General features: G+C 64.8%; 14 protein-coding genes. 8 read left to right on the plus strand and 6 right to left on the minus strand.

Going from position 1 to position 18559, the window contains the following annotated elements:
* Positions 1-37 precede the first annotated feature (37 nt).
* The 4 genes from YH64_RS22025 to YH64_RS22040 all read right to left on the minus strand — a co-directional run bounded on the left by YH64_RS22025 (position 38) and on the right by YH64_RS22040 (position 7298).
* Positions 38-2404: a DUF3274 domain-containing protein gene (locus tag YH64_RS22025; RefSeq protein WP_082134592.1), complete on the minus strand. Its 2367-nt coding sequence runs from the start codon at positions 2402-2404 to the stop codon at positions 38-40.
* 75 nt (positions 2405-2479) lie between these two features.
* Positions 2480-4990 carry a type VI secretion system Vgr family protein gene (locus tag YH64_RS22030; RefSeq protein WP_046806482.1) on the minus strand — a complete coding sequence of 837 codons (2511 nt, stop codon included), beginning with the start codon at positions 4988-4990 and terminating at the stop codon, positions 2480-2482.
* A gap of 176 nt (positions 4991-5166) precedes the next feature.
* On the minus strand, positions 5167-6162 hold the full coding sequence (locus tag YH64_RS22035) for a tripartite tricarboxylate transporter substrate binding protein (protein WP_046806483.1): 996 nt from the start codon (positions 6160-6162) through the stop codon (positions 5167-5169).
* A 230-nt stretch (positions 6163-6392) separates the two neighbouring features.
* Positions 6393-7298 (minus strand): LysR family transcriptional regulator, encoded by a 906-nt coding sequence (locus YH64_RS22040; protein WP_046806484.1) that lies wholly within the window; start codon positions 7296-7298, stop codon positions 6393-6395.
* A 150-nt stretch (positions 7299-7448) separates the two neighbouring features.
* Between YH64_RS22040 and YH64_RS22045 the strand changes: the two genes are divergently transcribed.
* Genes YH64_RS22045 through YH64_RS22055 form a run of 3 tightly spaced genes read left to right on the plus strand, consistent with a single transcriptional unit; the run spans position 7449 to position 10460 of the window.
* Entirely contained in the window at positions 7449-8363 is a 915-nt protein-coding gene (locus tag YH64_RS22045) for an SDR family NAD(P)-dependent oxidoreductase (protein WP_046806485.1), read from the plus strand.
* A 7-nt stretch (positions 8364-8370) separates the two neighbouring features.
* A complete protein-coding gene (locus YH64_RS22050) occupies positions 8371-9231 on the plus strand; it encodes a MaoC/PaaZ C-terminal domain-containing protein (protein WP_046806486.1) in 861 nt (286 codons plus the stop codon).
* Positions 9228-10460 (plus strand): CaiB/BaiF CoA-transferase family protein, encoded by a 1233-nt coding sequence (locus tag YH64_RS22055; RefSeq protein WP_046806487.1) that lies wholly within the window; start codon positions 9228-9230, stop codon positions 10458-10460. The genes YH64_RS22050 and YH64_RS22055 overlap by 4 nt, the downstream gene beginning before the upstream one ends.
* A gap of 81 nt (positions 10461-10541) precedes the next feature.
* On the opposite strand, the gene YH64_RS22060 is transcribed toward YH64_RS22055, so the two are convergent.
* Positions 10542-12065, minus strand: coding sequence for a fumarate hydratase (locus tag YH64_RS22060; RefSeq protein WP_006217560.1), 1524 nt, complete (start codon positions 12063-12065; stop codon positions 10542-10544).
* A gap of 125 nt (positions 12066-12190) precedes the next feature.
* Entirely contained in the window at positions 12191-12958 is a 768-nt protein-coding gene (locus tag YH64_RS22065; RefSeq protein ID WP_046806488.1) for a crotonase/enoyl-CoA hydratase family protein, read from the minus strand.
* 278 nt (positions 12959-13236) lie between these two features.
* Between YH64_RS22065 and glyQ the strand changes: the two genes are divergently transcribed.
* From glyQ to YH64_RS22090, 5 genes are read left to right on the plus strand one after another with little or no spacing between them, the layout of a single operon-like run.
* Positions 13237-14148 carry a glycine--tRNA ligase subunit alpha gene (glyQ, locus tag YH64_RS22070; RefSeq protein ID WP_046806489.1) on the plus strand — a complete coding sequence of 304 codons (912 nt, stop codon included), beginning with the start codon at positions 13237-13239 and terminating at the stop codon, positions 14146-14148.
* Entirely contained in the window at positions 14149-16287 is a 2139-nt protein-coding gene (gene glyS, locus YH64_RS22075; protein ID WP_046806490.1) for a glycine--tRNA ligase subunit beta, read from the plus strand.
* On the plus strand, positions 16284-16823 hold the full coding sequence (gmhB, locus tag YH64_RS22080; RefSeq protein WP_046806491.1) for a D-glycero-beta-D-manno-heptose 1,7-bisphosphate 7-phosphatase: 540 nt from the start codon (positions 16284-16286) through the stop codon (positions 16821-16823). Before glyS ends, gmhB begins: the two co-directional genes overlap by 4 nt.
* A gap of 4 nt (positions 16824-16827) precedes the next feature.
* Entirely contained in the window at positions 16828-17556 is a 729-nt protein-coding gene (locus YH64_RS22085) for a 1-acyl-sn-glycerol-3-phosphate acyltransferase (protein WP_046806492.1), read from the plus strand.
* Positions 17543-18559, plus strand: a complete 1017-nt coding sequence (locus YH64_RS22090; RefSeq protein WP_143215489.1) for a M48 family metallopeptidase — start codon at positions 17543-17545, stop codon at positions 18557-18559. Before YH64_RS22085 ends, YH64_RS22090 begins: the two co-directional genes overlap by 14 nt.

Raw genomic sequence — 18559 nt, forward strand, 5'->3', positions numbered from 1 at the left:
GCAGCCAACAAAAAGGCCATAGTGCAAGATATGAACTTCATCCCGGCTCCCCGTCCCCAGCCGTGAGATCGCGGCCAGCATCTCTGTCCTTTCGGGTCTGCGTAGACACCAAGGTGGGTAACTTCATTTGATGGATCGAGGCAGGCAAGCTGCCTCCTCCCCTAGTCAACAACTTCCCATCTTCGTCATAGACCGCAACTCGCCGACTTCGATAGAGGTCGGTAGCATTGATGAGTTCGAGATTCTCGGAGCTTTCGTTTCTGTAGTAATCCAAGGTTGCCTCGTCCGGCAGTGCCGCGTCGTTCTCTTTGCTAGCGTTTGGTTCCACATCGAACTCCACCCAAGCCATTCTCCAATCCGCCACCCGACACAAATACGCATAGAACGGCTCATCATCAATACTGCGTGCCTGCCCTATCGCCAGGTCGTACGCCATCGCGCGTTGGCTATGCATCGAATTCGCGGGGATTGATGAATGAAAGGAGATCGGGCTTTGCTCGTCCGCCCCCGCGTCCATTCTTCGCCGACGCGCCTCGTTCGGGCTTTCCTGATATGTCACGTTAAAGCGACGCCCGCCCACGTGGTCGACCCCGGTGATCCGGTGCCAGTCCGCTGCCCATTCGTTGTTTTCCGGTGCGGTGTACGGGTTGCGCAGCGGGTCGTTCAAGCCCGTGAGTTCGGCCTCAAGCAATGGCGCATACGCCATGCTTGCACTGCGGGAGCTATAGGTTTGCGGGACCGGTCCGGCGCCTTCCGGTAAGGTCACTACGCGGGTACCCGCCACACGTATTCCCTTGTTCGTAATGGCAATCGATGCATCAATCGGATCATCCGGCGCGTGTACCGGTGCAATACCCGCCGATGCCTGCTCGGCCATTACCACCCCGCCCGACCTGAAGTCCGCCAGAAACGGCTGCGGCAGGGCTGGCGCGTTGATGGGCACCGACTGGCCAGGCGCGAAGTCGGCGTTGGCCGCCCATCGCTGCGGCAGGCCCATGCCCGAACCCTCCCAGGTGCTTTCATGCTGCCGGCGCAAAACGTAGTCCTGCGTTGGCGGCAAACCAATGGGTTGGCTCTCGCCGTCACGCGCTCGCATGGTGAATACGCGTTGATGAAAATGGCCACCCAGTGCGGACAATCCGGGGCCGTAAATATCACCCACCCACTGCTTCGCCATGTTGCCCACCATCGTGGGCACGAAATCCACCATCGTCCTTGGCTTGTGCGCAGGCATGGCCTGGTAAGTCAAGGTGTCGGCAATGCCTTGCCAGCCGATACCCTGCACATTGCGCATGCCGACGGTTTTGTCCTCGGGACAGAAATAGAGGAACACGCGGCCGCGATTGTCACGCTCGGAAAAGGCAACGTCTTTGCCTTCCAGCGTGGTCTGGCATTGCAAGCCATTCCAACGCAATCCACCGATGCAGGACGGGCTTGAGGGGTCGGCCATCTGAGCGAAGGTGGGCACCGGGTTGGGATTTGCGCCGATGAAGCCGACGATATTCGCAAGCGTTGTCACGCGCGCCTTGGTGGTCTGCTGCGCCTCGGACATCTCCATGCGCTCGAAGCGAGACTCCAGCAGGCTGTATGGCGGGTTCATCATGATGACCGCATCCACGGGGCGCTTGCCTTCGTCCTTGAGCAAGGCGTTGGCCAGCAGGGTGATCAGCGTGCCCTGGCTGTGCCCGACCACGTTGATTGTGTCGTTTTCGCCGGTGGTCTTGCCGCCAGGATGGCGATAGGCGCGAATCATATTCACCAGCATGGCCAGGCGCTTGGCCGCCAGCAGCATGTACTTGCGGCTGGGCGCCATGACCAGTGGGTGGTCGGGCGACCCAAACAAGGGGTTGATCGGCAGCAGGCCCATCAGCTTGCCGGAGAAGCCCTCACCCCACATATCCGGGATGGAGGTCGTGGCGTTCGCGAACATCCCGCCCTGCTTGATGCCGTCTTTGTCGAGCCTGTTGTGGTAGCGGTCCAGCCATTCTCCGTGCTCGGTCTTCTTGTCGATGTATTGCTCTTCTTCGCGAAAGCCCCAATAGAACGGGATAACGACACTGCGCGACGCGCCGCCGAACTTGCCGGCGGATGCTCGGCGGCGATAGTAGACGGCGTCAGGATTGGGCGCCGCGCCCTGATCCTGGGCGGGCAATCGGTAACTGGCGGGATTCAGCGCGGCGCAGCTTCTACTGCCGTCCGCGGCCTTCAAATGATCCAGGCGCTCATTCAAGCCCACGCAGATGCCGGTTTCCAGGTCGTCATACACGCCGGCCAGATCATTCACTCCGTGAATCAGAATCACCACGCAGGGCTTTGCCTGTTGTACCCGCACGATCGCAGGGCGCGCGCCGGGCAACAGCAGCGCCTCGGGCTGGCCCGTCAATGGGACGGAATGTGTTGCCATGGAACCTCCTTGGTCGAAGTGAATTGGCCCGCTGGCAGCCCGGCCAATCGCATCACGGCCCACCCCCTGGCCGCGTCAATCGGCGTCGTGCACAGTCAGCGTCGCGATGTGCATTGCGTCGCTTTCCACCAACTGCGTCGCGCCTTGCGCGTCGGTGACGCCTTGCACGGTTTCGCCATTGTTCAATGTGATCGTGTAGCGGCGGTGGGCCACCGGGCGCACACCATCCGGCAGGGTCACGATGAATTTTCGTTGGGTCTGGCCAAGGTCAAACCGGGGGAGTTCCGCTGCCAAGCTGGCCGCCCCCAACATCTGGTGGCTGGCCGCCTTGACCGTGAACGCGCCGGGGCAGCCGAACTCAATCGCGCCATCCTGCATCTTGATGTAGGCCCCGCCGCACAACAGCGTGATGTGCTTGTCGGCGACCGCCAGGACATGCGCGTCGGCCGAGGAAATTTCAACGCTTTTTTCGGCCTGCACGCGCACGCTGCCATGTTGCGCCTGCAACAGCATCTGGCCTTGGTGGGCGATGTGCCGCATATCCCCGCTTTGTGTGAAGAGGCTGATTCCCTGCCCCGCATTCATAACGACGGATTGCCCCGCCGTCAGGTGCAGGTTCTTCTGCGCGACGGTATCCGCGTTGCCGCCCGCCGCCAGGGTGATTGACGCCGGCGTCCCCACGGCAATGCCCGCCGGGCTGCTCAACCCAATAACGGGTTGGCCGCCGTTGCTGCCCCCGGCTTCGTCGTTGGCGCCATGACCAAGGTCCCGCACGTTGTCCGTCAGCTGCTGTTGGCGCGTGGGGTCAAGCGTCAGCGCCTCGTGGCGGGCGGCGTGTTCGCCCAGGTTACGGGCCAATTCCAGCGCGCTTTCCAAGCCCTGCACCAGTTCGCTACGGGATAGCTGCCCGCCCTTGGCGTGTGCCTGTCCGTCTGTCGTCAGCAATATCCCCTTTGCGGCGCGCACCGCGCCCTGTCCGTCCGTGCGCAGCTCAAACCCTTCACCACGGGGCGCCCCGCCGTCGGGCCTGGGCTGCGTTAAATAACCCAGATGCAGTTCGGAGGCGGCATGGTCGCTCATCAGCGCCGCGCTGATCTGCGCCAAGGTGTCGTCCAGCCGCAGTTCGTTCGCGCTGTGCCCTTTGTGCTCTTTGGATTTGATGGTTGCAATCGTGTTGTGCCGGGGCAGCGCGTAGGGCGGCAGGTTGGTTGCGCGGAATAGCCGCCCCATGGCAATTGGCTGGTCGCAATCACCGTTCAAGAAATTCACGACGACCTCTTGACCGATACGCGGGACCGCCATATGCCCCCACTGCGCGCCCGCCCAATCCTGCGCCACGCGTATCCAGCACGAGCTGTGTTCGTTGTTGCGGCCGAGGCGGTCCCAGGGAAATTGCACTTTTATCCTGCCAAACTCGTCGCAGAAGATTTCTTCGTTGGGCGGGCCGACAACGGTGGCCGTTTGCGGGCCATCGATGCACGGTCTGCCGCGGGGCGACGGCTTCCAGTCTGTTTTATCGGGCACAAGTTCAGCCGTGTAGCCGTAGTGCGTGCCTGACTGGGCGTGCGCGCCGTCTTGCTCCTGGCTGACATGCTGAACCCCATGGTGACGCATGCGTACCGGGCGCCACTTGCGGTTCCACTCGTTGCGCGCGTGGCCCTGCAACAAAAAGGCCAGGCCGGGAACAAGGCGCGGGTCGTCGCCTTCGACAGACGCGCTGCAAGCGTCGTTACGCCGCCCCAGCAGGCGGGTCCGGGTGAAGGGCTTGCCCGCCTCATCGCGCTTGTAGCGCCCGGGATAGTCGTAACGCTCGTAGCGGGTGTCGTGATGCGCCTGATCCTCGGCGACAGCGCTGTGTTCCTGCTCGTACCGGGGGTGCGTATAGGTGTAGTCGCGTTGTGTCTGGATGGCGGTACGTACGCGCTCGGTATAGCTAAAGCGCTGCAAGCCGGGCGCGGGCGGGTCGCCGCCGCGGGCGGGGTGGTAGATGACCGGGTCACCCGGGATGTCGTCGTTGAGGGTGATGCGGTCGCCGTGTATCAGACGATGCCCGCCGTCGGAATGCGCGTAGTAATAGAAATAGCCTTCCTCGGCGGCAAGCCTGTCCAGGAAAGCCAGGTCCGTGTCGCCTGCCTGCACGCAATACTCGCGCGGCAGGTGTTCGTGGGTGCTGATCTGTTCGTAGTCGGTGATGCCCTGGCGTTTGATCACGTCGGCCATGATCTCGGGCACGGACAGGTGCTGATAGATGCGCCAATCGGAACATAGGGCGGCGCGCGCCAATGACGGTTCGACCACTGCCCGATAGCGGGTACGGCGAAAGCCGGTAGCGGCTTGTTCAAATTCAGTGACGATGCCGTGTACGTGGCGCGCGGCTTGCGCACCATGCCAGATGGTGAACAAGGCCGCTTCGTCCAGCATGGCGCCGATATCCATGGCGGATGCCGTGCTGGATAGCCACAGCGTCAAGCGATACGTTTCCGACAGCGCTTCGTCCAGCGTGAACTCGACAACGTCGAAGGCAACGCCGATCGCACTTGCCTTGACAGGCTCAAAGGTGAAACGGAACGTCGACTGGCTGGGCATGGCAGAGTCCGTAAGGATTTCCTGCCGGGAGCCTAGCCGACCCCACGCCAAACAGATATAGAACAAATCTGAAATGCGGCAGCGCAATCCGAAGCCCCTATCCGGATTCATCAATCTGCCCGATGCGGTCTGCCTTATTTCATCTGCTCTATCTCATCTGCTATATCTCATCTGCCTTATTCCAGCTTGATATTCGCCGTCTTGATCAGGTCGCGCCATTTCACGATCTCGTCGCGCACGAAGGCGCCGAACTGCTCGGGCGTGCCGGGCTTGGGCTCGGCGCCCGCCGCGATCAAGCTCTTGGCCGTGGCCGGGTCGGACAGCACCTTGACCATGTCGGCATTGATGCGCTTGACGATGTCGGGCGGCGTGCCCTTGGGCGCCATCACGCCGCTCCAGGAATAGGCCTCGTAGCCGGGCAGGCCCGACTCGGCGATGGTGGGCACGTCGGGCAGCATGCTGGAACGCGTGGGGTTGCCCACGCCCAGCGCGCGGACCTTGCCGCCCTTCAGGTGCGGCACGGCGGACGGGCCATCGGCGAACATCACCTGCACCTGCCCGCCCAGCAAATCCTGCATGGCCGGCGCGCTGCCGCGATAGGGCACGTGCTGGATGCGGATGCCGGCCATGGCATTGAACAATTCTCCCGCCAGGTGCGTGCCGCCGCCCGTGCCGGACGACCCGAACGACAGCTTGCCCGGGTTCTTCTTGGCGTAGGCGATCAATTCGCTGACGGAGTTCACCGGTAGCGATGCGGTCACCACCAGCACGATGGGAAACACCGCGGCCATCCCGACCGGCACGAAATCGGTGGTGATGTCGTACGTCAGGTTGTTGCGCAGGCTGGGCAGCACCGCGTGATGGATGGATGCGAAAAAGAAGTTGTAGCCGTCGGGCTCGGCCTTGGCCGCGAACTGCGCGCCGACGATGCCGCCCGCCCCCGACTTGTTGTCCACCACGGTGGGCACCGACCACATCTGCCCCAGCGGCTGCGTGGTGAAGCGCGCGGTGGTATCCACCGGCCCGCCCGCCGGAAACGGCACGATGAAGGTCACGGCATGGCCGGGCCAGGTGGCGGCGCGTGCCGGCGATGAAAACAAAGTGGGCAGCACGGCCGAGGCGCACGCGGCGCCCAGCCCCGCGATGACGCGGCGGCGTTGAGGATCAATCACTGCGGTCTCCTGGGTCTCGGTGTTGTTCGCGATCAGGCGTTGGATGCTGCCGCCCGCCGCTCTTTTTCTTCGCGTGGGTCGCCTCACGCTTTTTTATTATTTTCCGAGAGCCCGGATTCGCCGCTACACATTTTCAAAAGCCCCTCTTTCGTACCCGCTTCAATGTTCGGTCATCGGACAGGAATTTCCCTAAGTCCCGTCGCGCCTACGACATACGCACGAGGGCCGGCTTACGCCGACTGGCCGCGCGCCGCGCGTTGCACGTGTTCGATGAAGCACTCGGCAAAGCTGGGCAGGTCGCGGCCGCGCTGGCGGCACAGCAAGCGGTCGCGCAGCGCCCAGGCGTCTTCCAGCTTCAGCACGTGCAGCGCATCGGGGCGGCTGTAGCGCGCGGCGCAGGCGCGTGGCACCACGGCAATGCCCGCGCCCGCCTCCACCATGCGGCACACTGCTTCGAAGCTGCCCACGTGCACGCGCTGGCACAGGCGCTTGCCCAGGCCGCTGGCAATGTCTTCCAGAAAGGTCTGGATGGCGCTGTCGGGGTGGATGCCCACGAACTGGTAGGCGTCGACCAGGTCCGCGAAGTGCGCGGACTGGGAGGCGGCCAGCGGATGGTCCAGCGACGTCACCACGGTGAGCTCGTCGCGAAACAAGGGCGTGACATCCAGGCCTTCCACGTCGATATTGCCGGCCACCAGCCCCAGGTCACCCGCGCCCGCGCGGATGGCGATGACAATGTCGCCAGAAATTTTCTCTTCAAGCTCGACGTCCACGTCAGGGTTTTCCGCCAGGAACGTGGACAAGGCATCGGCCAGGAACGAATTGGTGGCCGTGGTGTTGGCCAGCAGGCGCAAGCGCCCTTTCAGGCCGCTGGCATAGGGTTGCAGATCGGCGTTCAGGCATTCCAGCTGTCGAAAGACGGCATTGGCGTGCTTGAGCAGCACCTCGCCCGCCGGCGTCAGCGCCACGCCCGTGGCCAGCCGCACCAACAGGCGCGCCTTGAAGGCTTCTTCCATGTGCTTGACCCGGGCACTTGCCGCTGGCAAGGACAGGAACGTGCGTTCCGCGGCCCGGGTCAGGTTGAGGGTTTCGCCCACGTTCAAGAACAAACGCAGGTCCGTCAGATCATGTCTCATGTTCCACCACGCAGAAGGGGGGCATTTCTAATTTTGAATTCTTCGAATGCCGCCACGAATCTACCATGGGGCATTCCCATGAACCAGACCGGTTGATGCGGAACTGTTTTCCATCGACGGCGCGTGCGCCGCAGCAAAGGAGTCAGGGCAATGAGCGGCATCGTTTCCGGAAAGGTAGTGGTCGTCACCGGCGCGGGCGGAGGCATCGGGCGCAGCATTGCGCTGGCGATGGCCGAGGCGGGCGCCAAGGTAGTGGTGAACGACATCGGCGTGTCGCTGACCGGCGAAGGCGGCGGCGAAGGCCCCGCACAAGCAGTCGTGCGCGAAATCACGGCGGCAGGCGGACAGGCGGTGGCCAACACCGACAGCGTGGCGGCGTACGACAGCGCCAGCCGCGTCGTTCAGACGGCCATCGACGCGTTCGGACGCATTGACGCCGTCGTCAACAACGCGGGCAATCTGCGCGACCGGGTTTTCCACAAGATGAGCGAAGAGGAATGGCGCCAGGTAATCGACGTGCACCTGAACGGTTCGTTCTTCATGAGCCGCGCGGCCGCGCCGTATTTCCGCGAGCAGGAATCGGGCGCGTTCGTGCACATGACATCCACCTCGGGCCTGATCGGCAACTTCGGCCAGGCCAACTACGCGGCCGCGAAGCTGGGCATCGTGGCGCTGTCCAAATCCATCGCGCTGGACATGGCGCGCTACAACGTGCGTTCGAACTGCATTGCGCCCTTTGCCTGGAGCCGCATGACCAGTTCCATTCCGGCGGAAACCGACGAAGAGAAAGCGCGCGTCGAAAAATTGAAGAAGATGGAAGCGGGCAAGGTCGCGCCGATGGCCGTGTTTCTGGCCAGCGACGCGGCGAGCGAAATCACCGCGCAGATCTTCGCGGTGCGCGCCAACGAAATCATGTTGATCAGCCAGCCGCGCCCGCTGCGCACGGTGCATCACAGCGAAGGCTGGACGCCCGAACGCATCGCCGACATCGCCGTGCCTGCCATGCGCAAGCACTTCTACGCGTTGGAGCGTTCGCCCGACGTGATCGACTGGGACCCCATCTGAGACCGCCATGCCGCTGGATTACGCGACCGTAAAGAACTGGCGCTTTGACGAGGTCCGTCAGCGCTACGACCACAAAGACACCATGCTGTACGCGCTGGGCATCGGCTTGGGCCAGGACCCCGAGGACACCCGGCAGCTGCGCTACGTGTACGAAGAAGACCTGCAAGCATTTCCCACGATGGGCGTCGTGCTGGCGTACCCGGGCTTCTGGGTGCGCGATGCGCGCAGCAGCATCGACTGGGTCAAGGTGGTGCACGGCGAACAACGCCTGACCGTGCACGCGCCGCTGCCGCCGGCGGGCCAGGTCACCAGCCGCAGCCGCAACACGCATGTGATCGACAAGGGCGCGGACAAAGGCGCCATCGTCATCACCGAACGCACGCTGCACGGCGAGGACGGCGCCTGCCTGGCCACCTTGCGGCAAAGCACCTTCTGCCGGGGCGACGGCGGCTTTGGCCAGGGCGATGCCAGCCCGGAGCCCCTGCCCGCCGCGCCGGACGGCGACCCGACCCTGCGCTGCGAAATGCGCATCGCCCCCAATGCCGCACTGTTGTATCGCTTGAACGCCGACCCCAATCCGCTGCATGTCGACCCCGAGGTCGCGCGCCAGGCCGGGTATCCGCGCCCCATCCTGCATGGGCTGTGCTCGTATGGCGTGGTGGCGCACGCGATCGTGAAAAGCTGCTGCGACTACGACGCCTCGCGGCTGACCAGTCTGAACACGCGCTTCTCGGCGCCGGTGTATCCCGGTGAAACGCTGCAATGCGACATCTGGCGGCTGCCGGACGGGCAGATCCAGTTCCTGGCGCGCTCGCGCGAACGCAACGTCGTGGTGATGAGCCACGGTACCGCGACGGTGCAATCATGACGCGCGCGCCCGCGCTGGACGGCATCCGCGTGCTGGACCTGTCGCGCATCCTGGCCGGCCCCTGGTGCACGCAGAACCTGGCCGACCTGGGCGCCGACGTCATCAAGATCGAACGCCCGCGCGTGGGCGACGACACGCGCGCCTGGGGGCCGCCGTACCTGAAGGATGGCGACGGCCAGGACACCAGCGAGTCCGCCTATTACCTCAGCGCCAACCGCAACAAGCGTTCGGTGGAAGCGGACATGGCCACGCCCGAAGGCGCGGCGCTGATCCGCGAGCTGGCCGCTGTCAGCGACATCCTGGTCGAGAACTTCAAGGTGGGCGGCCTGGCCAAATACGGGCTGGACTACGACAGCCTGAAGGCCGTCAACCCGCGCCTGATCTACTGCTCGGTCACGGGCTTTGGGCAGGACGGACCCTTTGCACAGCGCCCCGGCTACGACTTCATGATCCAGGGCATGGGCGGGCTGATGAGCATCACCGGCGAACGCGACGACTTGCCCGGCGGCGGCCCGCAGAAGGCGGGCGTGGCGGTGACAGACATCGTCACCGGCATGTACGCCACCGTAGCGATTCTGGCGGCCTTGCAGGAACGGCATCGCAGCGGCTTGGGGCAGCATCTGGACATCGCCCTGTTGGACAGCCACGTGGCATTGTTGGCAAACCAGAATTCCAACTACTTCAACTCGGGCGTGGCCCCCACCCGCGCGGGCAACGCCCACCAGAACGTGGTGCCGTATCAGGTGTTCGCCGCCAGCGACGGCCACCTGATCGTGGCCACGGGCAATGAATCGCAGTACCGCGCGTACTGCCGCGCCATCGGCGTGCCGGAATTGGGCGACGACCCGCGCTTTGCCACGAACCGGTTGCGCGTGACGAACCGCGAAACACTGATCGGCATCCTGACGGCGATCATGCAGGAAGGCCGCCGCGACGACTGGATTGCCAAACTGGAAGCGGTGGGCGTGCCATGCGGCCCAATCAATAATATTGCGCAGGCCTTTGCGCACCCGCAGGCGCAAGCCCGGCAGTTGCGTCGAGACATGCCGCATCCCTTGGGCGGCGTGGCGCCGGTGACGGCCAGCCCATTGCGCTTTTCGGGGTCGCCGGTGGTGTATCGGCGTGCCCCACCGCTGCTGGGCGAACACACGGAGGAAGTGCTGCGCGAGGTGCTGGGCAAATCGCCGGACGCGATAGCGGCGTTCACGAAGGGCACGCGCGACGCCTAGGGGCCATGCCAAACCGCGTCAAAAAAACGGCCGCTGATTTCTCAGCGGCCGTTTTTATGTCAGCGCGCAACGCTGCGTGGATTACGCCACCGCAACCGGGATCTTCCCGATCTTGGCCTGCCATTCCTTCGGACCCGTCGTGTGGACCGACGTGCCCTTGGCGTCCACCGCCACGGTCACCGGCATGTCCTTCACGTCGAATTCGTAGATGGCTTCCATGCCCAGGTCGGCAAAGCCCAGCACCTTGGCGCCGCGAATGGCCTTGGACACCAGGTAGGCCGCACCGCCCACGGCCATCAGGTAGGCCGAGCCGTGCTTCTTGATGGCTTCGATGGCGACCGGGCCACGTTCGGACTTGCCGATCATCGAGATCAGGCCCGTCTTCTCAAGCATCATGTCAGTGAACTTGTCCATGCGCGTGGCGGTGGTGGGACCGGCGGGGCCGACCACTTCATCGCCCACCGGATCCACCGGGCCCACGTAATAGATCACGCGGTTGGTGAAGTCCACCGGCAGCGGCTCGCCCTTGGCCAGCATGTCCTGGATGCGCTTGTGCGCGGCGTCGCGGCCGGTCAGCATCTTGCCCGACAGCAGCAGCGTCTGACCCGGCTTCCAGCTGGCCACTTCTTCCTTGGTCAGCGTGTTCAGGTCGACTTGCTTGGACTTGTTGTAGTCCGGCGCCCAATGCACTTCGGGCCATTCGGACAACGACGGCGGGTCCAGGCGCGCGGGGCCCGTGCCGTCCAGCTCAAAGTGCGCGTGACGCGTGGCGGCGCAGTTCGGGATCATGGCAACCGGCTTGGACGCGGCGTGCGTGGGGAAGGTGCTGATCTTGACGTCCAGCACGGTCGTCAGGCCGCCCAGGCCCTGCGCGCCGATACCCAGCGCGTTGACCTTTTCGTACAGCTCGATGCGCAGTTCTTCCAGCTTGTTCTGCGGGCCCCGGGCCAGCAGTTCGTACATGTCGATGTCTTCCATCAACGACTGCTTGGCCATCAGCATGGCCTTTTCAGCGGTGCCGCCAACGCCGATGCCCAGCATGCCCGGCGGGCACCAGCCGGCGCCCATCGTCGGGACGGTTTTCAGCACCCAGTCCACCAGCGAGTCGCTGGGATTGAGCATGGCGAACTTGGATTTGTTTTCAGAACCGCCGCCCTTGGAAGCGATCTGCACGTCGACCTTGTCGCCCTGGACCAGTTCGACGTGCAGGATACAGGGCGTGTTGTCGCGCGTGTTCTTGCGGGCGAACAGCGGGTCGTCCAGCACGGAGGCGCGCAGCGGATTGTCCGGATTCAGGTAGCCACGGCGCACGCCTTCGTCGCACAGTTCCTGCAAGGTGCGCTTGGTGTCAAAGCGCACGCTCATGCCGATCTTCAGGAAGACGTTGACGATGCCGGTGTCCTGGCACAGCGGACGCTTGCCTTCGGCGCACATGCGGGAATTGGTCAGGATCTGCGCCATCGCGTCACGCGCGGCGGGGCTTTCCTCGCGCTCGTACGCGCGCGCCAGATGGCGGATGTAGTCGACGGGATGGTAGTAGCTGATGAACTGGATGCCATCGGCTATCGACTGGATGAAGTCTTCTTCTTTAATGATGACGGACATGGCGATTTGCGGGTCTAGATGGAAAACTGGATATTGAAAACGCGGCTGGCGGGTGAAGCTAACCACATGGGAGCACAGATCGTTATTGTTGCCCGGCCGCCTTGAAAGGCGGCCGGAGATACTCCTTACTTGCCTTGCCAGACCGGCTTGCGCTTTTCAGCGAAAGCGGTCGCGCCTTCCTTGGCGTCGGCCGACGAAAAGATATGGGCGATCAACGGGCGTTGGCGGTCGAACATGCCGTCCTGTTCCCAATCAACGGCCTGCGACACGATGCTCTTGGCGGTCTGCACGGCCAGCGGGCCGTTTTCAACAATGGCGCGCGCCAGTTCCAGCGCGCCGGCCAATGCGCCGCCCGGCTCGGTCAGGCGGTTGACCAGGCCGAACGAGTAAGCGCGTTCAGCCGTCAGCATTTCGCCCGTCAAGATCACTTCCATGGCGATGTGGTACGGCAGGCGGCGCGGCAGGCGCAGCATGCCGCCGGCGCCTGCCACCAGGCCGCGCTTGACTTCCGGCAGGCCGAATTTGGCGTTGTTGGCGGCCACGATCAGGTCGGAAGCCAAGGCCATTTCGCAGCCACCGGCCAGCGCGTAGCCTTCCACGGCGGCGATCAGCGGCTTCTTGGGCGGGCGTTCGTTCAGGCCGGCAAAACCACGGCCTTCAACGTAGGGGCGCTGCCCGGATTTGGCGAATGCCTTCAAGTCCATGCCCGACGAGAACGTGCCGCCGCCACCCGTCAGGATGCCGATGCGGATGTCGTCGCGGCTGTCCAGCTGGTCCAGCGCGGCGGCCATGGCCTGGGCGGTTTCCAGGTTGATGGCGTTCTTGGCTTCGGGGCGATTGATCGTGATGATCTGGATGCCGTCGGTGACTTCCACCGTGATCAGGTCTGACATAGGACTGCTCCTTCCGGGATTTCTCGGAATCGGGTTCCGGGTTTTATATAAGACTTGGGACGTAACCCGGAATCATACGACCATTGGTTTGCAGGCGCAGCGAGGCCGCCCCCAAGCGTCCGCCAGGGGCACACCTGGCCCGCCCGGGGGATGCCACCAGGACATAGATGTAACCGCGCGGCGGCGCCCGCCAAACGGGACGGCCCCGGGCCAGTTAAAATGCCCGGTTTCCCACGCCCACGGCAGGCCTTGCCCGGCGGTCGAATTCCAAGAATCCTATGCTCACCTTTCAGCAAATCATCCTTACGCTCCAGGAATACTGGGACAAGCAGGGTTGCGCCCTGCTGCAACCCTACGACATGGAAGTCGGCGCCGGTACCTCGCACACGGCCACGTTCCTGCGCGCGATCGGCCCGGAGCCGTGGCGCGCCGCCTACGTACAGCCCTCGCGCCGCCCCAAGGATGGCCGCTACGGCGAAAACCCCAATCGTCTCCAGCACTATTACCAGTACCAGGTGGTGCTCAAGCCCGCGCCGCCCGACATCCTTGACCTGTACATCGGTTCGCTGAAGGCGCTGGGCATCGACCCCACCCAACACGACATCCGCTTTGTGGAAGACGACTGGGAAAACCCCACGCTGGGCGCCTGGGGCCTGGGCTGGGAGGTCTGGCTGAACGGCATGGAAGTCACGCAATTCACGTACTTCCAGCAGGTGGGCGGGCTGGATTGCACCCCCACCACCGGTGAAATCACCTACGGCCTGGAACGCCTGGCCATGTACCTGCAAGACGTGCAAAGCGTCTACGACCTGGTCTGGACCGAAGGCGCCAACGGCAACCGCGTGCTGTACCGCGACGTGTTCCACCAGAACGAGGTCGAGCAGTCGACCTACAACTTCGAGCACTCGTCGGCCGACATGCTGTTTGCGCACTTCAACGACTACGAAGCCGAGGCCAAGCGCCTGATGGAAGTGCCCCTGGCGCTGCCGGCCTACGAGGCCGCGCTGAAAGCCGCGCACACCTTCAACATGCTGGACGCGCGCGGCGCGATCAGCGTGACCGAGCGCGCCGCCTACATCGGCCGCATCCGCAACCTGTCGCGCGCCGTCGCGCAGGCTTATTTCGATTCCCGCGAACGACTGGGCTTTCCCATGCTGCGCCGCAACCAGGCCGCCGGGGAGGCAGCATAAATGACGACGAACATCCGCCCCCTGCTGGTCGAACTGCTGACCGAAGAACTGCCGCCCAAGGCCCTGCAAAAGCTGGGCCAGGCCTTTGCCGAAGGCGTGCGCGCCACGCTGGAACGCCACGGCCTGTTGGCCGACGGCTGCGCCGTGACCGCGTATTCCACGCCGCGCCGGCTGGCCGTGCACCTGTCCGCCGTGCTGGCGCAGGCGCCCGACCAGCCCTATGCCGAAAAGCTGATGCCCGCCAAGATCGGCCTGACCGAAGACGGCAAGGCCACGCCCGCACTGCAAAAGAAGCTGGCCGCCAAGGGCCTGGAAAACATAGACCTGTCCACGCTGGACCGCGAATCCGACGGCAAGCAGGACTACCTGGTTGCCCGCGGCACCGCCACCGGTTCGTCGCTGGCTGCCGGTTTGCAGGAAGGCATCGACACGGCGTTGAACAGCCTGCCGATTCCCAAGGTGATGCGCTATCAGCTGGCCGACGGCGTCACCACCGTCAAGTTCGTGCGCCCGGCGCATGGCCTGGTCGCCCTGTTCGGCGCCGAGGTGGTGCCCGTGTCCACGCTGGGCATGCAGGCCGGCCGCGACACGCTGGGCCACCGCTTCATGTCCGCCGGCCCGGTCTCGTTTGCCGATGCCGATTCCTACGCCGCCACGCTGGCGGAAAAAGGCCGCGTCGTGGCGTCCTTCGAAGGCCGCCGCGATGAGATCCAGCGTCAGTTGCTGGACCACGCCGGCCGCCTGTCGGCCACGCTGGGCGATGACCCGGAAGTGGCCGCGCTGCTGGACGAAGTGACGGCGCTGGTCGAACACCCCACCGTGTACGTGGGCCAGTTTGAAGAGCAGTTCCTGCAAGTGCCGCAGGAATGCCTGATCCTGACCATGCGGCTGAACCAGAAGTACTTCCCGCTGTTCGACCCGGCCACCGGCCGCCTGACGCACCGCTTCCTGATCGTGAGCAACATGCACACGGACAACCCGGTGAATATCGTCGAAGGCAACCAGCGCGTGGTCCGCCCGCGCCTGGCCGACGCGCAGTTCTTCTTCGAAACCGATCGCAAGACGCCGCTGGCCTCGCGCGTGGAGCAGCTGGGTTCCATCGTTTATCACAACAAGCTGGGCACCCAGCTTGAACGCGTCGAACGCGTGCGCGCCATCGCGCGCGGCGTGGCCGAACAGCTGGGCGGCGACGTTGCCGCCGCCGACCGCGCCGCCATGCTGGCCAAGGCCGACCTGGGTTCGAACATGGTGGGCGAATTCCCCGAGCTGCAAGGCATCATGGGCGCTTACTACGCAGCCGGCGATGGTGAGCCGGACAGCGTCGTGCAAGCGCTGCGCACGCAATACCGCAACCGCTACGATGCCCCCGTCACGCAAGACACGCTGACCGCCGCCACGCTGTTCATCGCCGAGCGCGTGGAAACGATGGTCGGCATCTGGGCCATCGGCCTGGCGCCCACGGGCGAGCGCGACCCCTTCGGCCTGCGCCGCGCGGCGCTGGGCCTGATCAGCGCGTTTGAACAACTGGCGGCCGGCGGCTGGCTGAAGGTCAGCCAGGACGGCCCGCTGTCGCTCGACGGCCTGTTGACCCTGGCCGCCGGCACCTTCCCCGCCGGGAAGATTCCGGCCGACACGCTGGCCGAAGTGCGCACCTTCATCTACGAGCGCTATCGCAACCAGCTCATCAACGACTTCGACCGCAACGCGGTGGAAGCCGTGATTGTGCTGACGCCGCCGCTGCATCAGGTGGCCGAACGCGTGCGCGCCGCCGCCGCATTCGCGCAACTGCCCGAAGCCGCCAGCCTGGCCGCCGCCAACAAGCGTATCGGCAACCTGCTGAAAAAGGCTGAAGGCGAGATCGGTTCGGTGAACGACGCCGCGCTGGTGGAACCGGCTGAAAAGGCCTTGGCCGCCACGGTCGCCACGCTGCGTCCGCAAGCCGAAGCCCAGTTGGCCGCCGGCGACTTTGCCGGCAGCCTGTCCACGCTGGCGCAAGCCCGCGAACCGGTGGACGCCTTCTTTGCCGACGTCATGGTCATGGCCGAAGACCCGGCCGTGCGCGCCAACCGGCTGGCGTTGTTGAGCCAGCTGCATGGCCTGATGAACCAGGTGGCCGACATTTCCAGGCTGGCACAGTGAAACTGATCATCCTAGACCGCGACGGCGTCATCAATCAGGACAGCGATGCGTTCGTCAAGAATCCCGACGAATGGATCGCCCTGCCCGGCAGCCTGCAAGCCATTGCGCGGCTGACGCAGGCCGACTGGAAAGTGGTGGTGGCCAGCAACCAGTCGGGCCTGGCGCGCGGCCTGTTCGACATGGACACGCTGACCGCCATCCACACCAAGATGCGGCGCGAACTGGCCGCCGTGGGCGGCACGATCGACGCCGTGTTCCTGTGCCCGCACGGGCCGGATGACAACTGCACCTGCCGCAAGCCGCGCCCGGGCCTGTTCGAACAGATCGGCCATCGCTACGACATCAGCCTGGCCGGCGTGCCGGCGGTGGGCGATTCGCTGCGCGATCTGCAAGCGTCGGCGGCCGTGGGCTGCGCGCCGTGGTTGGTGCACACCGGCAACGGCAAGAAGACGCTGGCCAAGGGCGGCCTGCCCGAGAACACCCGGGTCTGCGAAGACCTGTCGGCCGTGGTCGACATTCTGCTTCAGGACAATTGATTCAATGGCCCGGCTACGTTCGCTGCTGTATTTCCTGTTCCTGGCCATCACGGTCATTCCCTACGCGTTCCTGTGCATCCTGTGGGCGCCGCTGCCGCTGCATTGGCGCTACAAGCTGACGGTGGGCTGGCCGCGCCTGGCCATCTGGGGCGCCAAGGTGTTCTGCGGTATCCGCTGGCAGGTCAAGGGCTGGGAAAACCTGCCCGACGGCCCGGCGGTGATCCTGTCCAAGCACCAGTCGGCCTGGGAAACGCTGTTCTTTCCCGCCCACATGCCGCGCGAAGTGTGCTTCGTCTACAAGAAAGAACTGCACATGGTGCCGTTCTTCGGTTGGGGCCTGGCGCTGCTGCGCATGATTGCCATTGACCGCTCGAAGGGCCGCGACGCCTTCGACCAGGTGGTCAAGCAGGGCCAGACGCGCATGGACGAAGGCCGCTGGCCGCTGCTGTTTCCCGAGGGCACGCGCGTGCCGCCGGGCAAGACGGCGCGCTTCAAGATGGGCGGAGCGCTGCTGGCCTCGCGCACCGGCGCGGTGGTTATTCCGGTGGCGCACAACGCCGGCGAGTGCTGGCGGCGCAACGCTTTCGTCAAATATCCGGGGCTGGTCACCCTGTCGATCGGTCCCGCGATAGAATCCAAAGGACTCTCCCCCGACGAACTGAACCAGAAGGTTCAGGAATGGATCGAAGGGGAAATGCGGCGTCTGAATCCTGAAAGGTATGCCCAGCACTGATCAGCTCGAACTCTTGTTCGACATGCAAGAACACGACGCGCCCCACGGCGCGTCGCCGCTGATCGCCACGCCGAAGCCGCGGCCGCAGCCCAGGCTTGAACCGCAGCCTCAGCCTCAGCCCCAGCCCCAGCCCGTCACGCCGGTGAACTTGTTCCCCGACGCCTCTCAAGGCGATGCCGGCAAGGGCGAACCGCTGCTGACGCTGTCGCCCAATGCCGCCTCGCGCGTGCCCACGCCCTGCCCCGACCCGCTGCCGCCCGGCGCGCGCTGGCGCGAAATTCCCACCGACCAACAGCCCATCGGCTTCGTGCTGCTGCGTTCGCGCCGGCGCAGCATTGGCTTTGTCATCACCGACGACGGCCTGCGGGTCACCGCGCCCAGCTGGGTCACGCTGACGCAGATCGACGACGCGGTCCGCGAGAAAGCGCGCTGGATCGTCACCAAGCTGCGCGAATGGCACGCCCGCAAGCAGCAGCTGGCCATGGCGCACACGCGCTGGCAGGCGGGCGGCGAACTGCCTTACCTGGGCAAGCGCATCCTGATCGGCGTAGGCGGCGACAGCCGCCAGTCGCGCCTGTCGGGCGATGCCGACGCGCCCGAGGACGGCGACACGCTGTGGCTGGCGCTGCCGTCCACGGCCGACCAAAGCCGCATCCGCGACGCCGCGCAAGCCTGGCTACAGCAGCGCGCGGGCGCCTGGTTCGGCGCGCGGCTGGCGCACTTCCTGCAAATCAGCGGCTTGAAGATCCGCCGCTGGCGACTGTCGTCCGCCGCCACGCGCTGGGGCTCCTGCACCAGCGACGGCAACATCATGCTGAACTGGCGCCTGATCCATTTCGCGCCCGGCATCATCGACTACGTCATCGCGCACGAGCTTGCGCATCTGCGCGAGATGAACCACAGTCAGGACTTCTGGCGCGAAGTCGGCCAGATCCTTCCCGACTTCGAAGACGCCAAGAACGTCCTGCGGCGCCACGACCCCGCTTCGCTGCCTCAGTTCTGA

The organism is Achromobacter sp. LC458 (assembly GCF_001005835.2).
GTDB lineage: Bacteria > Pseudomonadota > Gammaproteobacteria > Burkholderiales > Burkholderiaceae_B > Achromobacter > Achromobacter spanius_B.